The sequence below is a fragment of the Pseudomonas sp. GW821-FHT09C08 genome (genome assembly GCF_059418125.1).
Genome location: NZ_JBWKPG010000012.1, coordinates 34,222 through 53,473, shown reverse-complemented (window position 1 = coordinate 53,473; position 19,252 = coordinate 34,222). Strand labels below are relative to the sequence as shown.

15 protein-coding genes are annotated in these 19,252 nt (G+C 60.9%); 11 read left to right on the top strand and 4 right to left on the bottom strand.

The window, feature by feature from the left end:
- Nucleotides 1-25: 25 nt before the first annotated feature.
- The 6 genes from AC07OJ_RS27910 (at nucleotide 26) to AC07OJ_RS27885 (ending at nucleotide 6,765) form a co-directional block, all read left to right on the top strand.
- The gene (locus AC07OJ_RS27910; RefSeq protein WP_495095613.1) at nucleotides 26-526 is read left to right on the top strand and encodes a sigma-70 family RNA polymerase sigma factor; all 501 of its coding nucleotides are present in this window, start codon (nucleotides 26-28) and stop codon (nucleotides 524-526) included.
- Between the two features lie 31 nt (nucleotides 527-557).
- On the top strand, nucleotides 558-1,532 hold the full coding sequence (locus tag AC07OJ_RS27905) for a FecR family protein (RefSeq protein ID WP_495095634.1): 975 nt from the start codon (nucleotides 558-560) through the stop codon (nucleotides 1,530-1,532).
- Nucleotides 1,533-1,629: 97 nt separating this feature from the next.
- Nucleotides 1,630-4,035, top strand: a complete 2,406-nt coding sequence (locus AC07OJ_RS27900; RefSeq protein ID WP_065907181.1) for a TonB-dependent siderophore receptor — start codon at nucleotides 1,630-1,632, stop codon at nucleotides 4,033-4,035.
- 197 nt (nucleotides 4,036-4,232) lie between these two features.
- On the top strand, nucleotides 4,233-5,222 hold the full coding sequence (locus AC07OJ_RS27895; RefSeq protein ID WP_495095612.1) for a type III secretion effector protein: 990 nt from the start codon (nucleotides 4,233-4,235) through the stop codon (nucleotides 5,220-5,222).
- 59 nt (nucleotides 5,223-5,281) lie between these two features.
- Entirely contained in the window at nucleotides 5,282-5,680 is a 399-nt protein-coding gene (locus AC07OJ_RS27890; RefSeq protein WP_495095611.1) for a type III secretion protein, read from the top strand.
- 203 nt (nucleotides 5,681-5,883) lie between these two features.
- A complete protein-coding gene (locus AC07OJ_RS27885; RefSeq protein WP_495095610.1) occupies nucleotides 5,884-6,765 on the top strand; it encodes a hypothetical protein in 882 nt (293 codons plus the stop codon).
- Between the two features lie 49 nt (nucleotides 6,766-6,814).
- Here AC07OJ_RS27885 and AC07OJ_RS27880 read toward each other — a convergent pair whose 3' ends face one another.
- Complete coding sequence (locus tag AC07OJ_RS27880; protein WP_065907177.1) at nucleotides 6,815-7,966, bottom strand: MFS transporter; 1,152 nt, start codon at nucleotides 7,964-7,966, stop codon at nucleotides 6,815-6,817.
- Nucleotides 7,967-8,314: 348 nt separating this feature from the next.
- On the opposite strand from AC07OJ_RS27880, the gene AC07OJ_RS27875 reads away from it, so the two are divergent.
- The 5 genes from AC07OJ_RS27875 to AC07OJ_RS27855 all read left to right on the top strand — a co-directional run bounded on the left by AC07OJ_RS27875 (nucleotide 8,315) and on the right by AC07OJ_RS27855 (nucleotide 15,395).
- A complete protein-coding gene (locus AC07OJ_RS27875; protein ID WP_106804595.1) occupies nucleotides 8,315-9,301 on the top strand; it encodes a diaminopimelate epimerase in 987 nt (328 codons plus the stop codon).
- Between the two features lie 301 nt (nucleotides 9,302-9,602).
- Complete coding sequence (gene tssI / locus AC07OJ_RS27870) at nucleotides 9,603-11,621, top strand: type VI secretion system tip protein TssI/VgrG (RefSeq protein ID WP_495095609.1); 2,019 nt, start codon at nucleotides 9,603-9,605, stop codon at nucleotides 11,619-11,621.
- Nucleotides 11,621-12,457: a DUF4123 domain-containing protein gene (locus tag AC07OJ_RS27865; RefSeq protein WP_495095608.1), complete on the top strand. Its 837-nt coding sequence runs from the start codon at nucleotides 11,621-11,623 to the stop codon at nucleotides 12,455-12,457. Before tssI ends, AC07OJ_RS27865 begins: the two co-directional genes overlap by 1 nt.
- On the top strand, nucleotides 12,450-13,232 hold the full coding sequence (locus AC07OJ_RS27860) for a hypothetical protein (RefSeq protein ID WP_495095607.1): 783 nt from the start codon (nucleotides 12,450-12,452) through the stop codon (nucleotides 13,230-13,232). The genes AC07OJ_RS27865 and AC07OJ_RS27860 overlap by 8 nt, the downstream gene beginning before the upstream one ends.
- 12 nt (nucleotides 13,233-13,244) lie before the next feature.
- Entirely contained in the window at nucleotides 13,245-15,395 is a 2,151-nt protein-coding gene (locus AC07OJ_RS27855) for a lipase family protein (RefSeq protein WP_495095606.1), read from the top strand.
- 9 nt (nucleotides 15,396-15,404) lie between these two features.
- Here the strand turns inward: AC07OJ_RS27855 and codA are convergent, their stop codons facing one another.
- From codA to codB, 3 genes are read right to left on the bottom strand one after another with little or no spacing between them, the layout of a single operon-like run.
- Nucleotides 15,405-16,640, bottom strand: a complete 1,236-nt coding sequence (gene codA, locus AC07OJ_RS27850) for a cytosine deaminase (protein WP_495095605.1) — start codon at nucleotides 16,638-16,640, stop codon at nucleotides 15,405-15,407.
- A gap of 27 nt (nucleotides 16,641-16,667) precedes the next feature.
- Complete coding sequence (locus AC07OJ_RS27845; protein WP_495095604.1) at nucleotides 16,668-17,873, bottom strand: PucR family transcriptional regulator; 1,206 nt, start codon at nucleotides 17,871-17,873, stop codon at nucleotides 16,668-16,670.
- Nucleotides 17,870-19,138: a cytosine permease gene (gene codB, locus AC07OJ_RS27840; protein ID WP_495095603.1), complete on the bottom strand. Its 1,269-nt coding sequence runs from the start codon at nucleotides 19,136-19,138 to the stop codon at nucleotides 17,870-17,872. The genes AC07OJ_RS27845 and codB overlap by 4 nt, the downstream gene beginning before the upstream one ends.
- Between the last annotated feature and the right edge of the window lie 114 nt (nucleotides 19,139-19,252).

Below are 19,252 nucleotides of genomic sequence, written 5' to 3'. Positions count from 1 at the left end.
GCCCCGCCTCCCCAGTGCTCCCGCGATGATCCCTCAGCCGCCCCGCAGAACAGGCTTTCTCGAACACTACGAAGAGTTGGTCGGGACGTGGACGCGCCGCCTGAGAAACCGTCAGCAGGCCGAAGACCTGGCCCATGACACCTTTGTGCGGGTGCTTGAGTCAAAATCTTCCGAGGTCGAGCAACCGCGCGCCTACCTGCACCAGACCGCGCGCAATATTGCAGTGGACGCATATCGGCGCGAAGACCGTCGCGAAGCCATGGCCCTGCAAACCTGTGATCAGAGCTCGCCCCACAGCGGCGACCCGGAGCATTTCATGCACGCGATCCAGTTGGCGGACTCCATAGAACGGGCCTTGGCCGAACTGCCCCTCAACTGCCGCAAGATTTTCATCTGGCAGAAAATCGAGGGCCTGACCCAGCAGGAAATCGCCGAACGCCTGGGGTTGTCTAAAAACATGGTGGAAAAGTATATGATCCGCACCCTGCGGCATTTGCGTGACCGCCTGGACGCGATGGCCCCATGACCCACGCCCGCTTTTTACAGGACCTTCCATGATGGATAACGTTGAACGTGCCTGCGGCAGTGAGGAGGCTCGCGATGCAGCTGCGCAATGGTTCGTACGTCTTCAAGACGCCGACCTGAGCCCTGAAGAGCGCCAACGGTTCGACGCCTGGCGCAATGAGCGCGCCGAGCATCAATACGAGTTCGATGTGCTGCAGGGATTGTGGAGCGCCACCGACTTGCTGCCCAGGGCGCGCCTGCAGGCATTGTGCGAAGCACCCGCCGAGCGCCCCAAGCGCCGCGCCGTATTGCGTTATGCGGTGGCGGCCAGTGTGGTCGCCGTGGCCGTGGGGCTGGGGCTGTTCAGCGGCCTCGATCATCCAAAACCCTACACTGCCGAGTTCAGCACCCGCCTGGGTGAGCATCGCCAGGTGGCCTTGCCGGATGGTTCCGTGATGGACCTCAACAGCCGCAGCATCGTCGCCGTGCATTTTGAAAAAGGCCGGCGCGGCGTGGAGCTCAAGCAGGGCGAGGCGATGTTCAGCGTCGAGCACGACACCAGCCGGCCCTTTGTGGTGGCCGCCGGGGCAGGGCAGGTGACGGTCACCGGCACGCGGTTCGATGTGCGTCGCGATGACGACCAGACCCGCGTAGCGGTCGAGGCCGGCACCGTGAAGGTGCAAGGGCAGGCTGCAGACACCGTGGTGACACTGACGGCGGGCCTGGGTACGCATGTCGACCGCAAGGGACAGGTGGCAACGGCCTACGCGGTGAACGCCGAGGAGCTGACAGCCTGGCGTACGGGCAAGCTGGTGTTCAACAACGCGCCGCTGGGCGAAGTCGCACGCGAAGTCTCGCGTTATCGCGAGCAGCCACTGCGGGTCAGCACACCGGCAGTCGGCAACCTGCGCCTGACCAGTGTGTTCAAGGCCAACGACACCGACGCCTTGCTCAAGGCCTTGCCACATATCCTGCCGGTGGCCTTGCGCACCTTGCCGGACGGCAGCCAGGAAATTATTTCACGCTGACATTCAGGTTTTTTCCGAGTTCTTCGTCTTCTCCTGCAACTGCAACTGGTTTGCATTAACAGCCGCGTACTTTTGCGATCACAGGACTAGGTTCGACGTGAAAAAACTTGCCGTGAACAACAATAAAATCTCTCGCTGGGCGCCACTCGCGCTGGCGCTTGCTGTCAGCGCCGCGCTGCCGGCCGCCTACGCCGCCGAGGGCATTCACATCCAGGCCCAGCCCCTGGGCGCAGCGTTGAGCCAACTGGGCCAGCAGACGTCCCTGCAAGTGTTTTTCAGCCCGGACATGGTCGCCGGCAAGCAGGCTCCGGCGGTCGACGGCAACCTTTCCCCTGAACAAGCCTTGCGCCAATTGCTGCAAGGCAGCGGCCTGGACTACCAGATCGACGCCGGTTCCGTGACCTTGCGCCCGTTGAACAGCGGCACTGGTGAAGCCGGCTCGCCGCTGGAACTGGGCGCCACCGACATCAAGGTGGTCGGTGACTGGCTCGGCGATGCCAACGCCGAAGTGGTGCAGAACCACCCCGGCGCGCGCACGGTGATCCGCCGCGAAGCCATGGTCGAGCAGGGCGCGATGAACGTTGGTGACGTGTTGCGCCGCGTGCCCGGCGTGCAGGTGCAGGAATCCAACGGCACCGGCGGCAGTGATATTTCCCTCAACGTCGGTGTACGTGGCCTGACGTCGCGTCTGTCGCCGCGCTCCACGGTGCTGATCGACGGCGTGCCGGCGGCGTTCGCGCCCTATGGCCAGCCGCAGCTGTCGATGGCGCCGATTTCCGCCGGCAATCTGGACAGCATCGACGTGGTGCGCGGCGCCGGTTCCGTACGTTATGGGCCGCAGAACGTCGGCGGCGTGATCAACTTCGTGACCCGCGCGATCCCCGAGAAATTCTCCGGAGAAGTCGGCAGCACCCTGCAAACGTCCGCCCATGGCGGCTGGAAACACATCGATAACGCTTTCATCGGCGGCACCGCCGACAATGGCATCGGCGTGGCATTGCTGTATTCCGGCGTGAATGGCAACGGCTATCGCAACAGCAACAACTCCAATGACATCGACGACGTGATCTTCAAGACCCACTGGGCGCCGACCGATCAAGACGACTTCTCGCTGAACTTCCACTACTACGACGCCAGCGCCGATATGCCCGGCGGCCTGACCCAGAAGCAGTTCGACGCCAACCCGTACCAATCGGTGCGTGACTGGGACAACTTCAGCGGCCGCCGCAAGGACGTGTCCTTCAAGTACATCCGCCAGATCGATGACCGTACCCAGGCCGAAGTCCTCACTTACTATTCCGACAGTTTCCGTGGCAGCAACATCGCCAACCGCGACCTGGGAAGCATCGGCTCGTACCCCCGCACCTACTACACCTTTGGCATCGAGCCGCGGGTGTCTCATGTGTTCGACGTGGGCCCGAGCACCCAGGAAGTCAGCCTGGGTTATCGCTACCTCAAGGAAGGCATGCACGAGCAGGCGACCAGCCTGAAACTGGTCGACAACGTACCGACGCCGGTCGGCTTCAACGATGGCCACGTCTATCAGGATCGCACCGGTGGCACCGAGGCCAATGCTTTCTATATCGACAACAAGATCGATATCGGCAAGTGGACCATCACCCCGGGCATTCGCTTTGAAGACATTCGTACCGAATGGCACGACCGGCCGGTGGTCGGACTCAAGGGCGAGGCCGTGACGGAAAAGCGCCGCGAGGTTAACAACAACGAGCCGTTGCCGGCCCTGAGCGTGATGTACCACGTGTCCGATGCCTGGAAACTGTTCGCCAACTACGAGACCTCGTTCGGCAGCCTGCAATACTTCCAGTTGGGCCAGGGCGGCACGGGCGACCAGACCGCCAACGGCCTGAACCCGGAAAAGGCCAAGACCTACGAAGTGGGGACGCGCTACAACGACAACGTGTGGGGCGGCGAGCTGACGTTCTTCTACATCGACTTCTCGGATGAGCTGCAATACGTCAGCAACGACGTGGGCTGGACCAACCTGGGTGCCACCAAGCACACCGGTATCGAAGCGTCGGCCCACTATGACCTGTCGAACCTCGACCCGCGCCTCGACGGCCTGACCGCCAACGCCGGCTTCACCTACACCAAAGCCACCTCGGAAGGTGACGTGCCGTTCAAGGGCCGCGACCTGCCGCTGTACTCCCGTGAAGTGGCGACCCTCGGCCTGCGCTACGACATCAACCACTGGACCCACAACCTGGATGTGTACGCCCAGTCCGGGCAGCGCGCACCGGGGACCACCAGCACCTATATCACCCAGGGCACGGCGGACGGCCAGTACGGTGATATCCCGGGTTATGTCTCGGTCAACGTGCGCAGTGGTTATGACTTCGGCGAGCAATTGTCGAACCTCAAACTGGGCGTCGGCGTGAAGAACGTTTTCGACCAGCAGCACTACACCCGTTCCAGTGATAACAACTCCGGGTTGTACCTGGGCGAGCCACGTACGTTCTTTGTGCAGGCCAGCGTCGGGTTCTGAATCGCATCGATTGGGAAAAATCGCAGCTCCCCGAGGCTGCGATTTTTTTTGCCTGTTTCCTACACCTGCACAGCACATGTTGCCGGTTGATCAGGAACCAATTCCGACATAGCGCCACACATGAGCTAGCTGATGGGCTTCGACATTGTGGTTGGAGCGACAGGCTGAAAATCGCGCCCACCGTAACGGAGAAACCTATGTCGGTATCGATGCTCGATAAACCCACACCTGCTTCATCAGGCCCTGAACTTTCGCAGGCCAAATCCAGCCCCCACGCCAAAGCCCGTGGCCCGGCGCCTGCCGCGCCAACCTTCATGGGGCAAAGCGCTGCAAGCGTCAGCTTCCAGTCTCGAGAAAGCCACGCCGGACCGGTATTCGGCGCGCCTCAGTCGGCCACGGCTACAACGACGTCTGCGGCTGACTCGAGTCGCCATGGCGGCGCAGCGGCGACGTCGAGCGCCTTGGGCCAGATCAAGCATTGGATGGGCCAATGGTTTGGCGGGCATCGTCCACCCCTGCATCCAGGCTGGGGTAACCCACCACCGAGGCCGCATCCTGGTTGGAGCAATCCACCGCCACGCCCGATGCCGGTCATCAGTAATCCGCCACCCAGGCCTTTTCCCACCGTGCCCGGCGGGCCAGGCCTGGACTACTCGTTAATGAGTCGTAATGAGTTGGCTGCACAGTTGAGTGCCAAATACGGCGCCTTCAGGGACCCCAGGAACCCTGGGTATGTCAGCGTTGACAGTATTCGAGCGATGGCCAATAAGGGCTGGTCGCCTAACCCAGCCGTCAACGAGAACATTCGCCTGGCAAAAGCATTGTTACGGGACCCGGGGCTGATGAGTGCGCTTGATCGTCATGGTTCCACCGGTGCACTCGATGGGCTGATCGACCGGACCAGTCTCAACGCCGTCATCAATGGAACCAACTACTTCCAGTTCAAGACTGACAAAGAACTGTTCGGTGAAATGCTCGAACACTACAACCAGCTCAAAGGCCGATTCGGGCGAGACCTGACCGTCAGCGATCTGCGAAAACTGGCTGGCCAAAGCCTTACCGGCGATTCCTCCAAGGATCACCTCATCCAACTGGCCCAGGAAATGTTCATGCGTACCAATGCGCTCAACCTGGCGAGCTCCGGTAACCGTATCACCCAGGCCATGCTGCGTTATCTATCGCGCTGACCCATGTCCAGGCGCCGCACGCCGGATGCGGTGCCTGGTTCAATTGTTTCAGGAACTGTTTGCGCCAATTTGCCACACAGGCTGTACCTACCGGTTTCAATCAGGCCGGTCGCTTTCAGATTCACAGTGAGGGCTCGCCAATGACATCAACCTCGTTTCGTTCTCCCCAGCCCGGCTGCCAAGAGCTTTTTCGTACCCCGCCTGCAGAGGCGCTGACGGGGGCAGAAACGGATACCGCAGCGCGGGATCCCATCATTGCATCGAATACACACGCGGTCGAAACCCAGCGGATGAAGGCTTTTGTCGACCAGCGCAAATTCCAGGCACCCGTCGCGGATGATTTTTCCAGGGGCATGCAGGTCGAGGAAAAGCGCGCCCATGCTGATGCCTCCTCGCTGAAAAACACCGGCCTGCTCAATAGCCTGGCCGCTTGGTGGCGCAAGCAGAAAACCAGTTGACCCGCCGGGTTGACTGACGACCCTTCGACGGCTCCTTCCCGATCGTTACAAACAATCAAGTTTTACTCGGGTCGATTTGGTCTTTCTCCGGAACCACTGTTTTGCGACCACCACTTAATCACTGGCTGTTGATTTCGCGGTGTTTTCACCGATCGAACAACCAGAAGCCGATCCGTGGAATCTAACTATGCTGGAGCTCATTTATGGACTTGACTACCAATAATCCAAGGGGCTTTTTCCCCGGGATGAATATATCGACGGGGAATGGCTATGCCCAAACTGACGTAAACGCGCGGGCGCTGGGCAAATCTTACGATAGTAGGTTCGCGAACGGTGCCGAGCGGTTTTTCGACGGCCAAAACTTCTACGGGGGCATGTCGAACGTGGGGAACCCGTATATCGGCTCGGACGACGACCTGTTGGCAACCCAGTTGAGTAACGTTTATTCGATGTTGGGAGATTTCAAAAAAGATGGTCGCCTGACCCTGAGTTCATTGACGGACATAGCTAAGGAAAAACCCGGCGAGAGTAAGGTCTACGAACAGACAATCATGCTGGCCCGGGAGATACTCAATCGCCCGCGACTGGAGGAGGCCATTGTTGCCAAGGGCGGTGAGATCACTCTGGACAGCCTCGCAAAAGTCGGCAGCTTGATTACTGGCAATACCAACCCCAACACCCAGAGCCTCAACCCCTTGCATGCGAAAACCAACGCGCAGGTTGTAGAGGCATTCCTGGCCATGTTTGATGAGCTGCGGGATAAGTCGGAAGATCGCACCTTCTTTTTCGAGAAGCACCGGTATGTGCATAAAGATACGATCATCGAGATGAGCAGGGACCCTGACGAAACAGATAAGAATGGTCAGGTCGTGTTGGATCCAACGAACTTGCTCCCCAAGAAGAAATACAGCGCGCACCAAGTAGCTGTGGGCAAAAACCTGGTCAACCGAGGACTGTTGGCCTCGCTGGACAGCACCAAGGCTAACGGAACCAACATCTTCGGCAGCCATAACGCTGATGACTGGTTGAAGAACTACAGCATTGAACGCTGGTTGAAGAACGATAAGGAAGAAAAGGGTAGATAAATCATGCATGGGCTTCCTGACAGACGCGGGAAGCTCATGTTTTCTTCCTTCATACCCGCAGTATTTTACCGCTGACCGCCACCACGACCAGCAATCCTCCGATCAACAGGAACGCCGTTGCCAGGCTGCTGCCATGCGCAATGAACCCGATCACGGCAGGCCCGGTCAGAATACCGGCATACCCCAGGGTGGTAATGGCCGGTACGGCAATGTGCTCCGGCATGACGTTCTGCTTGCCGACGGCGGTGTAGAGCACCGGAACGATATTTGAACACCCGGCGCCGACAAGGGCGTAGCCCAGCAACGCCATTTCCCAGGCGGGGGACAGCGTGGCGATAAAGATACCGGCCGCCGCCAGCGCGCCACCGGCGACGATCACCCAGGTCGCGCCCAGGCGCCGCACGATGGCGTCACCGGTCAAGCGTCCGGCCGTCATCGTCAAGGCGAAAGCCGCGTAGCCCAGGCCGGCGTAGGCTTCATCCAGGTCGCGCTCGGCGCTGAGGAACACCGCGCTCCAGTCGAGCACCGCGCCCTCGGCCAGAAACACGATAAAACACAGGCAGCCTATAAACAGCACCACGCCATGGGGAACCGCAAAGGCCGGCCCTGAGCTTTCACTGCCATAGGGCAACAGGTGTGGGCCGGCCTTGAGCAGGGCCACCACCATCACCGCGATCACCACCCAGGTCGCCTGCAAGGGTGACAGGCCGAGCCCGAGCAACCCGGCGACACCGGCCGCACCGACGATCCCTCCCAGGCTGAACAACCCGTGAAACCCCGACATCATGGTTTTTCCGCTGGCTCGCTCGACAATCACCGCCTGCAGGTTGACCGTGGAATCTACCGTGCCCAGGCCGGCACCGAACAGGAACAAGCCAGCCATCAGCAACGGAATCGAAGTGACCGTGGCCAGCATCGGCAAGGCCAGGCAGATCATGATCGTGCCGGCCGTCAGCACCCGCCGACAGCCAAAGCGCGACGCCAATGCGCCCGCTGCCGGCATGGCGATGATCGAGCCCACCCCCAGGCACAACAGCAACAGCCCCAGCGTGCCTTCGCTCAGTTGCGCGCGCGCCTTGGCATACGGCACCAGGGGGGCCCAGGCGGCGATACCGAAACCGGCGATGAAGAAGGCGATACGGGTCGACATTTGCTCCAGTCGCCCGGGAACCACGGGCGCTGAGGTGGGGATGGCAGTCATGAAAAATCCTTGGTTTTGCGTTCAACGAACGATGTCCGGCGTGACATCGTTGCACATCAGGCCTTGAGGAGCGAGCCGGGTTCCCTTGGGATGGGCGGTTGTGAATTTTATTTTTACAGTCGCGGAACGCAATCAAGGTGGGCGACCACACAGGGATTATCGAGTGCGTAGGAGACGGTCTTGAAGGTGTGTAATCCCTGCGGGAACTGGTGAACCCCGGGCCTCTTGCGGTGGATTACCACCTTCCAGGCCGTCTCCCACAAACGTCAGGTTCTGTAATACGCTGCCGAGTGTGTAAGCAGGCAACCAGACGGGTAAACCGATGAACATTCTCAGGCACGCAGCGCTATGACGCTGTTCTACGACGCACGCGGCAACATTTATGCAGTCGTCAGCCCGGCCTTTTTGCGCGCTCGAGGCGTGGATGTACCCGACAGTGCGGCCCAGGCAGCGGCTGCGCGCAAGGGGTGGACGGCGGCGGCTATCGCATCCGAGTGTGGCTGGGGGGCGAGTGCCAAGCCTGCGCACGCCAAGGCCCACCGTTGCGATGGCCTGCTGGTCGGGCCGTTTCAGGCTGACCCGCCATTTGATCTGTTGATCGTCAACACCGATGGCTCGCTGGCCGAGCGCAGTGGCAACGGCTTGACGATCTTTGCCCAGGCGCTCACGGATCAGGGCTTGATGACGCAAGCCTGTGAGTTGCGCGTGCATCACGATAAATCGGATGTGCCGACGCCCACCGCGACCCGGATCGAACCTGCAGTCCATGAGCAGAAGGCCGGGTTCTGGCTGGCGTTGGGGCTGGCCGAGTTCGGGCCATCGGCCGTGGGCGCGCAGGGGGTTGAATCGACCTTTCTGAATGGCGCTGAAATGAGCCACGTGAGCGAGTTGTCGGCACTCAATGCGCAGTGGGCACGCAGTCAGTTTGTGCGCGTGGGCAATCCCCATTGTGTGACCCTGGTCGAGCAGGCGTCGGGCTTGCCGGACAATCTGCAGATGCAACAGCCAGGGTTGTTCCAGGCGCTGAAGGCGATTGCCTTCGCGCCCCCTGCGGGAGGCGGGCAGCCGTGTGCGGCCGGGGTCAACTTGCAATGGGTTGTACGCGAATCCGCCAATCGGCTTGTCGCACGGGTATTCGAGCGGGGCGAAGGACCTACCGCGTCCTCCGGGACCAGCGCGAGCGCGGTCGCATGTGCGGCGTGGCGTGCGGGGTGGGTCGGGAGTGGTGATGTCACGGTGGTGATGCCGGGTGGCACCGCGCCAGTGCGTTTGCAGGCTAAGGCTGAAACGTTGCTGAGCGTTAGCCTCTTCGGGACGGCCCGCGTGCAGACGTAAGTTTTTCAAACGCCCGACATATGCAGAAGGTGTCGGGCGTTTCTCTATTGCTTAGTTATGCGGGCTAAGTTGTTGTAGGGCATTTCTTGATATTAAGAAGTGGCTATTTGGCTCATGTTTTTATCTTGTAAAAGATACTTCCAGATTCATTGTGCGAAACTTCTTTTTTGTTTTCGCATGGTCTGTCTTTCCCCCGAAATCGCTAAGCTTCAAGGCGTTCAGGTACTTTTTCTCGGCGATCATTCGGCCTTTTGAAGAGAGAAAGTCTTTCAGCGCATGAATGGATGGCGGGTAACAGCGGATGGTCGAGGCGTTTGTCGAATCACGTTTCAAATTGATTCTTTCAGGTATGAATACCGACTTCCAGGTGCTGGCGTTTAAAGGCACTGAAGTCCTGGATCAGCCGTTTTTCATCCATGTGGAGTTGATCAGTGAAAATCCTTCGGTCGACCTGGAGGGGCTGCTTCAGCAGCCTGCCTATCTGGATTTCGCACAGGAGAGCGCAGGCTTGCACGGGCAGGTCTATGCCATTGGCCGGGATGATCCGGGTCGACGGCTCACCCGCTATCACCTGACCCTTGCACCGCGACTGGCCAATCTCGCCCATCGGTTCGACCAGCGAATTTTCCAGCACCGCAGCGTGCCGCAGATCATTGCAGCCGTTCTCGAGCACCACGGCATCCTGGCGGACGCCTACGTGTTCGAGCTGGGCCCCGTGGTGTATCCGCCACGCACGTTCTGTGTGCAATACGCGGAAAGCGACCTGCACTTCATCCAGCGACTGTGTGAGGAGGAGGGCATTCACTATCATTTTCGCCACAGCGCCGACGCTCACCTCCTGGTATTCGGCGATGACCAGACGGTATTTCGCCGCTTGCCCGCGCAGCGCTACAGCGCGGCCGGCGGGCCACAGGCCGAGGCGCAGGTTATCCAGCGTTTCGATAGGCGCCTGGCCACACGCAGCCAGAAAACCGTGCGCCGCGATCGCGACTTCGAACATCCTGCACTGCGCCTGCAGGAGTACGCGGGGCCAGCCTCGACGCACCCCCTCGAGGACTATCGCTACCCGGCGGGGTTTACCGGGTATGCCCACGGCCGACGATTGGCGCGTCGGGCGTTGGAGCGTCATCAACGCGACCGCCATCGGGTGCTCGGCAAGAGTGATCAACCGGCGTTGCGCAGTGGGCATTTCCTCGAGCTGCGCGATCATCCCGATCCCGCGTGCAATGACCTGTGGCTGATCACGTCGGTACGTCATGAGGGGCGTCAACCGCAGGTTCTGGAGGAGGCGACCTCAGAGGCTGAGCACTTTACGGGCTACCGCAATCGCTTCACCGCGACACCTTGGCGAGCGGTGCACCGGCCGCCCCTCAACCATTCCAAACCGCTCCTTAACGGCAGCCAGACGGCAACTGTCACCGGGCCTGCCGGTGAAGAGGTCCATTGCGACATGTATGGCCGGGTGAAAGTACGCTTTCATTGGGACCGGCTGGACAAGGACGATGACAAGAGCAGTTGCTGGGTCCGGGTAGCGTCCAGTTGGGCCGGTGACGGATTTGGCGCCATGATGATCCCGCGAGTCGGCATGGAAGTGCTGGTGACGTTTCTTGAAGGTGACCCGGACCAGCCCTTGATCAGCGGTTGCCTGCCGAATGCGGCGAACAGGCCGGCCTATCCGTTGCCGCAGCACAAGACCCGCAGTGTGCTGCGCAGCCGCAGCGTCGCCGGCGACTCAGGCTCCAACGAGCTGTACCTCGAAGACCGGCGTGGCGAAGAACTTATCTACCTGCGGGCCCAGCGCGACCTGGAGCAGCAGGTTGGCCATGACAGCCGTCTGGAGGTGGTGGGGGAGCGACATGGAATCATCCGGGGCTTAAGCACCACTCACCTGGAAAACGAGGAGCATCGTCACGTTACCGGTGATCGCAAGGTTGTGCTCAAGGCGAGCGATCACCTGGAGGTGCAGGGCGATAGCCGCACTCACATTGGCCGGACCGTGGTGATCGAAGCTGGGCAACAGCTGCAACTGAAGGCGGGTGCCAGTCTGGTTATCCAGGCAGGCGCTCAGCTGAGCTTCCAGGCAGGTGGGGAGCACCTGGTGATTCAGGCAGGCGGTATTTTCAGCAGTCGCCCGATCACCCTTGGCGGTTCGCCGTCCGCGATTCAGTTGGCGGCTTCTGGAGAGCACGTGGACGCGCCGAAAGCCAGTGCGGAGCAGGGCGTGATCATGGCCTTGGCGCGCCAGTTGGGGGCCGATTTCTGCCCCGTCTGCGAATGTTGTCGTGAAAGCCTGGGTGAAGTTCCGGGGAGGGCCGCTTGATGTCGAGCATGCCAGGCCAATGGATCGCCGAACAGCAGCAGGCCGGACGCCGGCTGTGCCTGATTCTCGAGGGCGACCACACGGCGCATCAACCCCTGCTGTCAGTGCGCAGCCTGTTGCAGTATCGCCGCGTCTACGCCGAGACCACCGTGGCGCAATTGGCGCAGACAGGTCCGGTGATCATGCTGCTGGAGCACATGGACGAGCCCGCCTTACTCAACCTTCTACAAACGCCTGAAACGAACTGGGGCTGGCTGGGCAGCTTGCCGGACGAGGACTTGGTGTGCGTGACAGCCCATTGGCGCGAGCGCCTGTTGATCGGACCGAAGGGCGCCCAGGCGTTGTATCGCTTTCACGACAACCGCACGCTGGCACGCGCATTGGATCATTTGCCGGCGGAGGACTGGCCGGCATTCCTCGGGCCACTGGTCAGCCTGTGCTACTGGCACGAAGGCGGCTGGCGCTGCCGCGACAATCCAGCCCCCGGTGACTACCCGGTACCCGATCCAGCCCCTTGGCTGAACACGCCAAATCCAAACATCAGGGCCATCCTCCACGCCAATATCCTGCGCTACCTGTTGGCTGAACACAGTGAAGACCTGGCGGCATTGGTGGAATTCCACGACCCGAAAGACTGGTTGAGCCAAGTGCTTGAGCAAGCACGCGCATGGCAGTGGGACAGGCCGCAACAGCTGGAATTTCTCGTCGTGAGGCGCTTGGCAGAAACCATTCGTAGCAGCGTCTTCCAATGGTCGCCAAGGGTGGGTGAAACGCCCGTCGAGCACTTTGACCGCATGGTGAATCAGTGGCGTTTGATGGAGCAGCAGGATGTTTAGGCAAATCTGCAGGGCAGGGCTGGCGCTCTGTGTGATGGGGCTTTGGGGGTGTACGGCGAGGCCGGTGGACAGTTTCACGCTGGAGGTGGACTTGCCGGCGGAATTTGAACTTAAAACGGCCGCCAACTATAGGCCTGCCACGGGAGAGCTCTGCACCTTGCCACGGCGTCGAGGCAAGAGGCCGGAGCGAAAGGTGTTCTTTACCGAGTTCACGCCCGTGGCCAGTCGTGTGAGCTACCAGCTTCCCCTTACTGAAACGGTCGACGGTTGCCCACTGGTATTGCGCAATGTGGCGTTTGATTTCAATGCGAAGTGGGGGAAGCGCAGTACGGATGTCGGCGGGGCTTTTGGCGGCATTTCCATCCGCGATCACTCGGAGAGGGATAGGCCGGGGATGCCGGAATTGGGCGTCCAGGAGCTGTCCGGGCAATGCCAATGGTTGTTTCGAACGGCAGGGCCACAGCACGCGATTATCAAGGTTCTTAAATGCGACTCTTTGAGTGCAGTCGATCCACCGGATAAATCCCGCACGGGCGGTGGTTTGGTACGAGGTGAGCTGGCAGGGAAAAAGGTACGGGTAAAGATAGGCCTGGCCGCCGAGGAACTGCCTTACATGGGCGACAATTGGGTTCGCTTTCCTAATGGATGGAAACGCTGCCTGGGAGACAGTTTTGAGGACCTGTACGCTTTCTGCAACGGCAATACCGTCGACTTCAAACCCATAAAAATGCCCGATGGGCGAATTTGCGAGCTATATCCAACTTGTACTGAATAAGGATATCCAGTCATGGTGATAGAACGATCGAAGCACTCTTTTTTCAATGAAAAAATGCCCGTTTGCGCACTGAGTGGCGCTTGGCTGAGCTTCTGTCTGGTGGATGAGTCAGGGGATGGAAAACCCTACGGAGGACTCAGGTATGAAGTTTTTGACAGTGCCGGGGGATGTTACAAAGGGCGTTTGACCGAAGGGGGGTTTGCTAAGTTAGAGGGGCTTTGTAAAGGACCCGTCGTGTTGGTTTTTGATGCTTCATCCGAAACGCGAGTTGGCTATTATTCGACATTGCAGCAGCGTAAAACCTACCCATTACCCATCACTGACTTGCAGATCCGCGCTGAACAAACACGCTTCTCAAGCACGAATGGCCGCCCAACCGAGCGTCACCCTGCCGGGAATAAAGCAGACCAGTTTTATCAGGTAGAAGTCAGCGATCTGGTTCGGCATATCGCGCATCTTCCCCCGGTGACACCCACGCCCCACCGCCCCAAGCGTCACGCACTGAAAATGATGGCCGACCTGGGCTTCGGCCCACCCCAGCCGAGCTTCGCGGGAGTCGTGCTGTTCCCCGACAGGCACACTGTCCTCGAAGTGCGCCCGTTGCGAGCCCTGCGCCCGATCCTGTCCACGCAAGACGAATTCTGTGCCTTGAACCTGTATCAGTTGGCCTTGTTCGCGGCGTTGAGTTACTGCGATTTCGGTCAGGCGCCGCCGAATCATCCCGTGGATGAGGTCCATTTTCCACTCGATCCCAGTGTCGGAAATCTATTCGCCGAGCAGTTGGCGGGCTACCAGGAAGCCTGGCGGATCGACCCGGACTACCCGCAGCGCTTTTATCCGCTCTATGAGGACGTACCTTACTCCCGGCGATTCGAGATCCTGCCTTTTGATCCTGAGTTGTACCCACAAAATCGTCCGGCGCTTGGGGACGAGCAGGAGCACCCCGCGCGCTTACATTTTTTCGATGATGAAAAATTCGGCACTGACACCCAGGCGTTCATCACTCACCACGAGGAGGTGATCCTGATTTCCGTGCGAGGCACCGTCAGCAATGCAGACGTGCTGCGGGATGCGAACGCCCATCAGGTGGCGTTCGCCGATGGTGTCGGCAAGGCCCATGAAGGTTTTTATCAGGCTTATCGGGCCATGCGTGATTTCGTGCTGCATTACCTCGGCCAATTTCACATCGGGCAACGCGTGATCATTTGCGGCCATAGCCTTGGAGGGGCAATAGCGTTGCTGCTGGCAGAAGGGCTGCGCCGTACTCCCGATCGTACCTACAACATCCTTCTCTACACCTACGGCGCCCCCCGTGCCGCGGATGCCGAGTTCACCCACGGCGCTTCGACCCTCGTCCACCACCGTATCGTCAACCACAACGACCCGGTGCCCAGCGTCCCGGCACCGTGGATGAACACCACCGCAAAACTCTGGGTTCCCGGCGCCATCACGCTATTCAGCCTGCCTACACCGGGCGGGTTGCTGTTCGCGGCGGGCCTGGTGCGTTTTGGCGGTAACCCCTACCAGCACCATGGTGAGCAGCAACACTTCATGCCGATCGTGCTGCCGGATGGCACGCACTCTTCCGTGTTGTGGAAGCCGGGTTGCGAGTCGATCCAGGAAGCCGGCTGCAATCGTGCGCTGCAGCTTCATGGCGACATGCCTGATCGTGACAACCTGTTAAAACAGCTGTTCCAGGCCCGTCAGCACTTTATGACCGCAAGCTACATTCCTGCCGCTTGGGCGACGTTGCGCCGCTGGCAACAAGCCGTGGACAGCAATAGCCCGCTGGTGACCGCGCGGGAGTTCGAATGGCTCGACCATGCGCTGGAGACCATGCGTCAGCAACTGCGCGACAAACGCCGCGAGCTCGCCCGTCGCCAGCCGATCAACGACCGTGCCTATGAGCACCACGAGCCGTTGAACGCCGAGATCGACCGTTTGCACACCAGCCGCGAGCGCCTCGAAACCCTGCGCTGGCGACGCCTGGAAGCGCGCGATGTCTACGGCAGTCAGGCCCAGGCCGCCCACTTGCAACCCAGCCTCAAGCGTTGGTTCAGCCACCGTGAAAACCACGCGCTGCCGCAAGTCGCGAGCATCCCTGCTCCCACGCAAACTGAGTGGGGCAGGGCGCAGCCGCTGGATATCGACGCCATCGTTTGAGCCGGGCCTTTACATAAACTCCACCTGGGCCGGCTGACGTTTCATCAACACTTGGCCATTGCGAATCGAGTACAGCGGCAGGCCCTGGCTGCGAATGACTTCGTAGTCGCTGTTGGCCGAGAGAATCAGCAGGTTGGCCGGGCGCCCCGCTTCCAGGCCGTAACGGTCACCCAGGGCCATGGCCTTGGCGCTGTTGTCGGTCACCAGGTCGAGTGCGCTCTGCAGGTTGCGGTAGCCGAGCATATGGCAGATATGCAGCCCGGCTTCCAGCACGCGCAGGATATTGCCGTTGCCCAGCGGGTACCACGGATCGACGATGGAGTCCTGGCCGAAACACACGTTCATGCCAGCTTCCAGCAGCTCGTTGACCCGGGTCACGCCACGGCGTTTCGGGAAAGTGTCGAAGCGGCCTTGCAGATGGATGCTCTCGGTGGGGCAGGAGACGAAGCTGATGCCCGAGTGCCCCAGCAGGCGGAAAAGTTTGGCGCAGTAGGCGTTGTCGTAGGAGCCCATGGCCGTGGTGTGACTGGCGGTGACGCGGGCGCCCATGTCGCGGCTGCGGGCTTCTTCGGCCAGCACCTCGAGAAAGCGCGAGTGCGGGTCGTCGGTTTCGTCGCAGTGCACATCCACCAGGCAACCGGTGCGTTCGGCCAGGTCCATCAGGAACTTCACCGAGCTCACACCCTGGTCGCGGGTGTATTCAAAGTGCGGGATGCCGCCGATCACGTCGGCGCCGAGGCGAATGGCTTCTTCCATCAGCTCGCGGCCATTGCGAAACGACTCGATGCCTTCCTGGGGAAAGGCGACGATCTGCAGGTCGATCAGGTGCGTGCTTTCTTCGCGCACTTCGAGCATGGCCTTGAGCGCGGTGAGATCCGGGTCGGTGACGTCGACGTGCGTGCGCACGTGCTGGATACCGTGGGCGGCCAGGGTCTGAATGGTCTTTTTGGCGCGAGTCTTGGTGTCTTCCTGGGTGATGGTGGCTTTGCGCTCACCCCAGCATTCGATGCCCTCGAACAGGGTGCCGCTCATGTTCCAGCGCGGCTCGCCAGCGGTCAGGGTGGCATCGAGGTGAATGTGCGGTTCGACAAAGGGCGGGATCACCAGGTTGCCGCCGGCGTCGAGGTCGTCGACGCCCACTGCGGGCACGCTGGTTTGTGCGGTGATACTGGCGATCCGGCCGTGTTCCAGGTGCAGATCATGCAGGCCTTCACGGTTGCGCAGGCGGGCGTTGATGATGTGCATGGGCAAGTTCCTCTTGGATAACAACAATCAGGCAGACAGCCACCAGATCATCAGGGCAATACCGATGTCCAGGCGGTCGTAAGCATTCTCCAGCGTCAGGCCACACAGGGCTTCGATTCGCTGGACGCGGTGTGTCAGGGTATTGCGGTGCACGGCGAGGCGCTGGGCCGCGGCCACAAGGTTACCATTCTCGTGAAACCAGGCCTCCAGGGTCGGCATCAGGCTGGGGCCATGGTGCAGGTCGTGGCGCAGCAGCGGGCCCAGGCGTTCATTCAGGAACTGGTCGAGCAGCGCGCGATCACGCACACCGCTGAGCAGCTTGAGCACCCCCAGTTCGTCATACACGCAGAGCCCGGCGCGTTCGCTGAACCGGCGTGCGGCCGTCAACGCCTGGCGCGCCTCATCGTGAGCCTGGGCCAGGCGAGCAGGTGGGTGCGCGGCAGCGCTCAAGCCGATAAACACTTTCAGCGGCGCCAGGCGCAGGTTCAGCGGGTTCAGCCAATTGACCAGTTGCTGGCGATTGGCCAAGGCGGCGACGGCATCCGCGGCCGGCAGCAGCAGCGTCCATTGTCCGGCGCGGCCGAGTACCGGTAACACCGGCGACAGTTGGCGCAAGCGTCGACTGATGGCGTCGTGCTGCCGGGCCAACTGGGCCTCCACCTGCGCCGCGTCGTCCTGGGCAAACAGCAACTCGCTGCCTTCGAGCTGCAGTTGGGCCACCTGCCAGTGGCCGGCCAGCGACATGCCCAATTGCACGGCGCGGTGCAGCAATAGATCCAGGGATTGGTAATCGCCGGTCAGCAAACGCTCGAGTACATCGTGGCGCGAGCGGCCCAATTGTTCGGATTGAATCAACGCCGAACCGATCGCCTGGGTGACCAGCACCATCTTCAGCGAGTAGGGCTGCTCGATCAGCGGCATACCGGCGGCCTCGGCGGCGTCGAGTAAGCGCTGGGGTATCGCCTGGATATACGCCGGCCCCGTCAGGATCACCAAGCCGGCCACCTGCCGCTGACAGGCTTCATCCAGCAGTTGCAGCAGGTTGGCTTCATCCCGAGGGTGATTGATACCGGTGACGAACACCAGCTCACCGCCCAGCACCCACTCGGCGATTCCGCTGTTTTCCGCCACATACGGCCAGCGTACGACGTTGTCCAGGCCTGCCTCTGCGGCGCGCAGACGCATGGACGCAAGACCCGGCAAGGCCAGTACATCGGCAATCGTCAGGCTCATGCCGGGGCGTCAGCCAGCGGTGCGCGAGCGCGCAGCACGGAGGTCAGCAGCATGTAAGTCAGCGATGCGGCCACGATGCCCACCAACGGCGCGACCCACGGCGAATTGAACGCCAGCACGGTGCCCACCGCATACGCGGCCAGCCCCGGCCAGTTGAAAGCCGGCAGGCGTGCATCTGCCAGGCGCGGGTAGTGGCCGCGCCAGCGGTAGAAGAAGTCCGCCATGATGACCCCGCCGATCGGTGGAATCACGGTGCCCAGCAGAATCAGGTAGGGCACCAGCATGTCGTACATGCCCAGCAGCGCCAGCAGGGTGCCGATCACTGCTCCCGCCAGGGTCACGGTCTTGCGGCGTTTGGTGCGCAACAGATTGCAGCCGGCCACGGCGAAGTTGTAGATGGTGTTGTCCTGGGTGCTCCAGATATTCAGCAACAGCATGGCCATTGCTGCCATGGCGAAGCCTTGCAGCAGCAACACTTCCACCACGTCGGGCTGTTGGTAGACGATCGCGCCATAGGCGCCGATCAGCACCATCAAGCCATTGCCGACGAAGAAGCCGATCAGGCTGGCCAGCACCGCGACCCGGGCCGAGCGCGAGAACCGCGTCCAATTGGTCGCCTGCGTCGCGCCGCTGACAAAAGTGCCGAATACCAACGTGATCGCGGTGGACAGGTCCAGCTCAGCGGTCGGCACCACCGCCAGCAGTCCGTCCAACCCGCCGACTTTCACCGTGGCCACCCACATCGACAGAAACAGCAGGATGCCCATGGCCGGTACCGCGATGTAGGAAAGAATCTCCAACCCGCGATAACCCACGTAGGCGGTGGCGCAAAACACCAGGCCGAACAGCACCATCAATGCCAGCACACTGCCCTGGCTCAGTTCGAAATACTTGCCAAGCACCACGGAGGCGGTGGCGGTGCCCCAGGCATACCAGCCAATCTGAGTGAAACCGAGGATCAAGTCGCTGAGTTTGCTGCCCACTTCGCCAAAGCAGAAGCGCCCCATCAACACGGAGTTCAAGCCGCTCTTGAACGCGATGTAACCCAGGCCTGCGGCGTAAATACCCAGCAGCAGGTTACCCAGCGCCACCACGCCGAGCATATCGGTGAAGCTGAACGCGACCCCCAGCTTGCCGCCGGCGAACATGGTCGCGGTAAAAAAGGTGAAGCCCAGCAGCACCATGGCGGTAGACGCCAGGCCTTTGCGCGCATGCATGGGAACTTCGCTTAAGGGGTAGTCGTTGCCCGGTTCTTGCTGCGTCATGTCGGTACTCCCTGAATGAGTGACGCAGGCGTATTGCACCGCGCGTGCCAAATCACTCCCAGTGACAGGCGCACGGTCTGCACTGTGCAGCATGCACAGTATTTATAGCCAAAC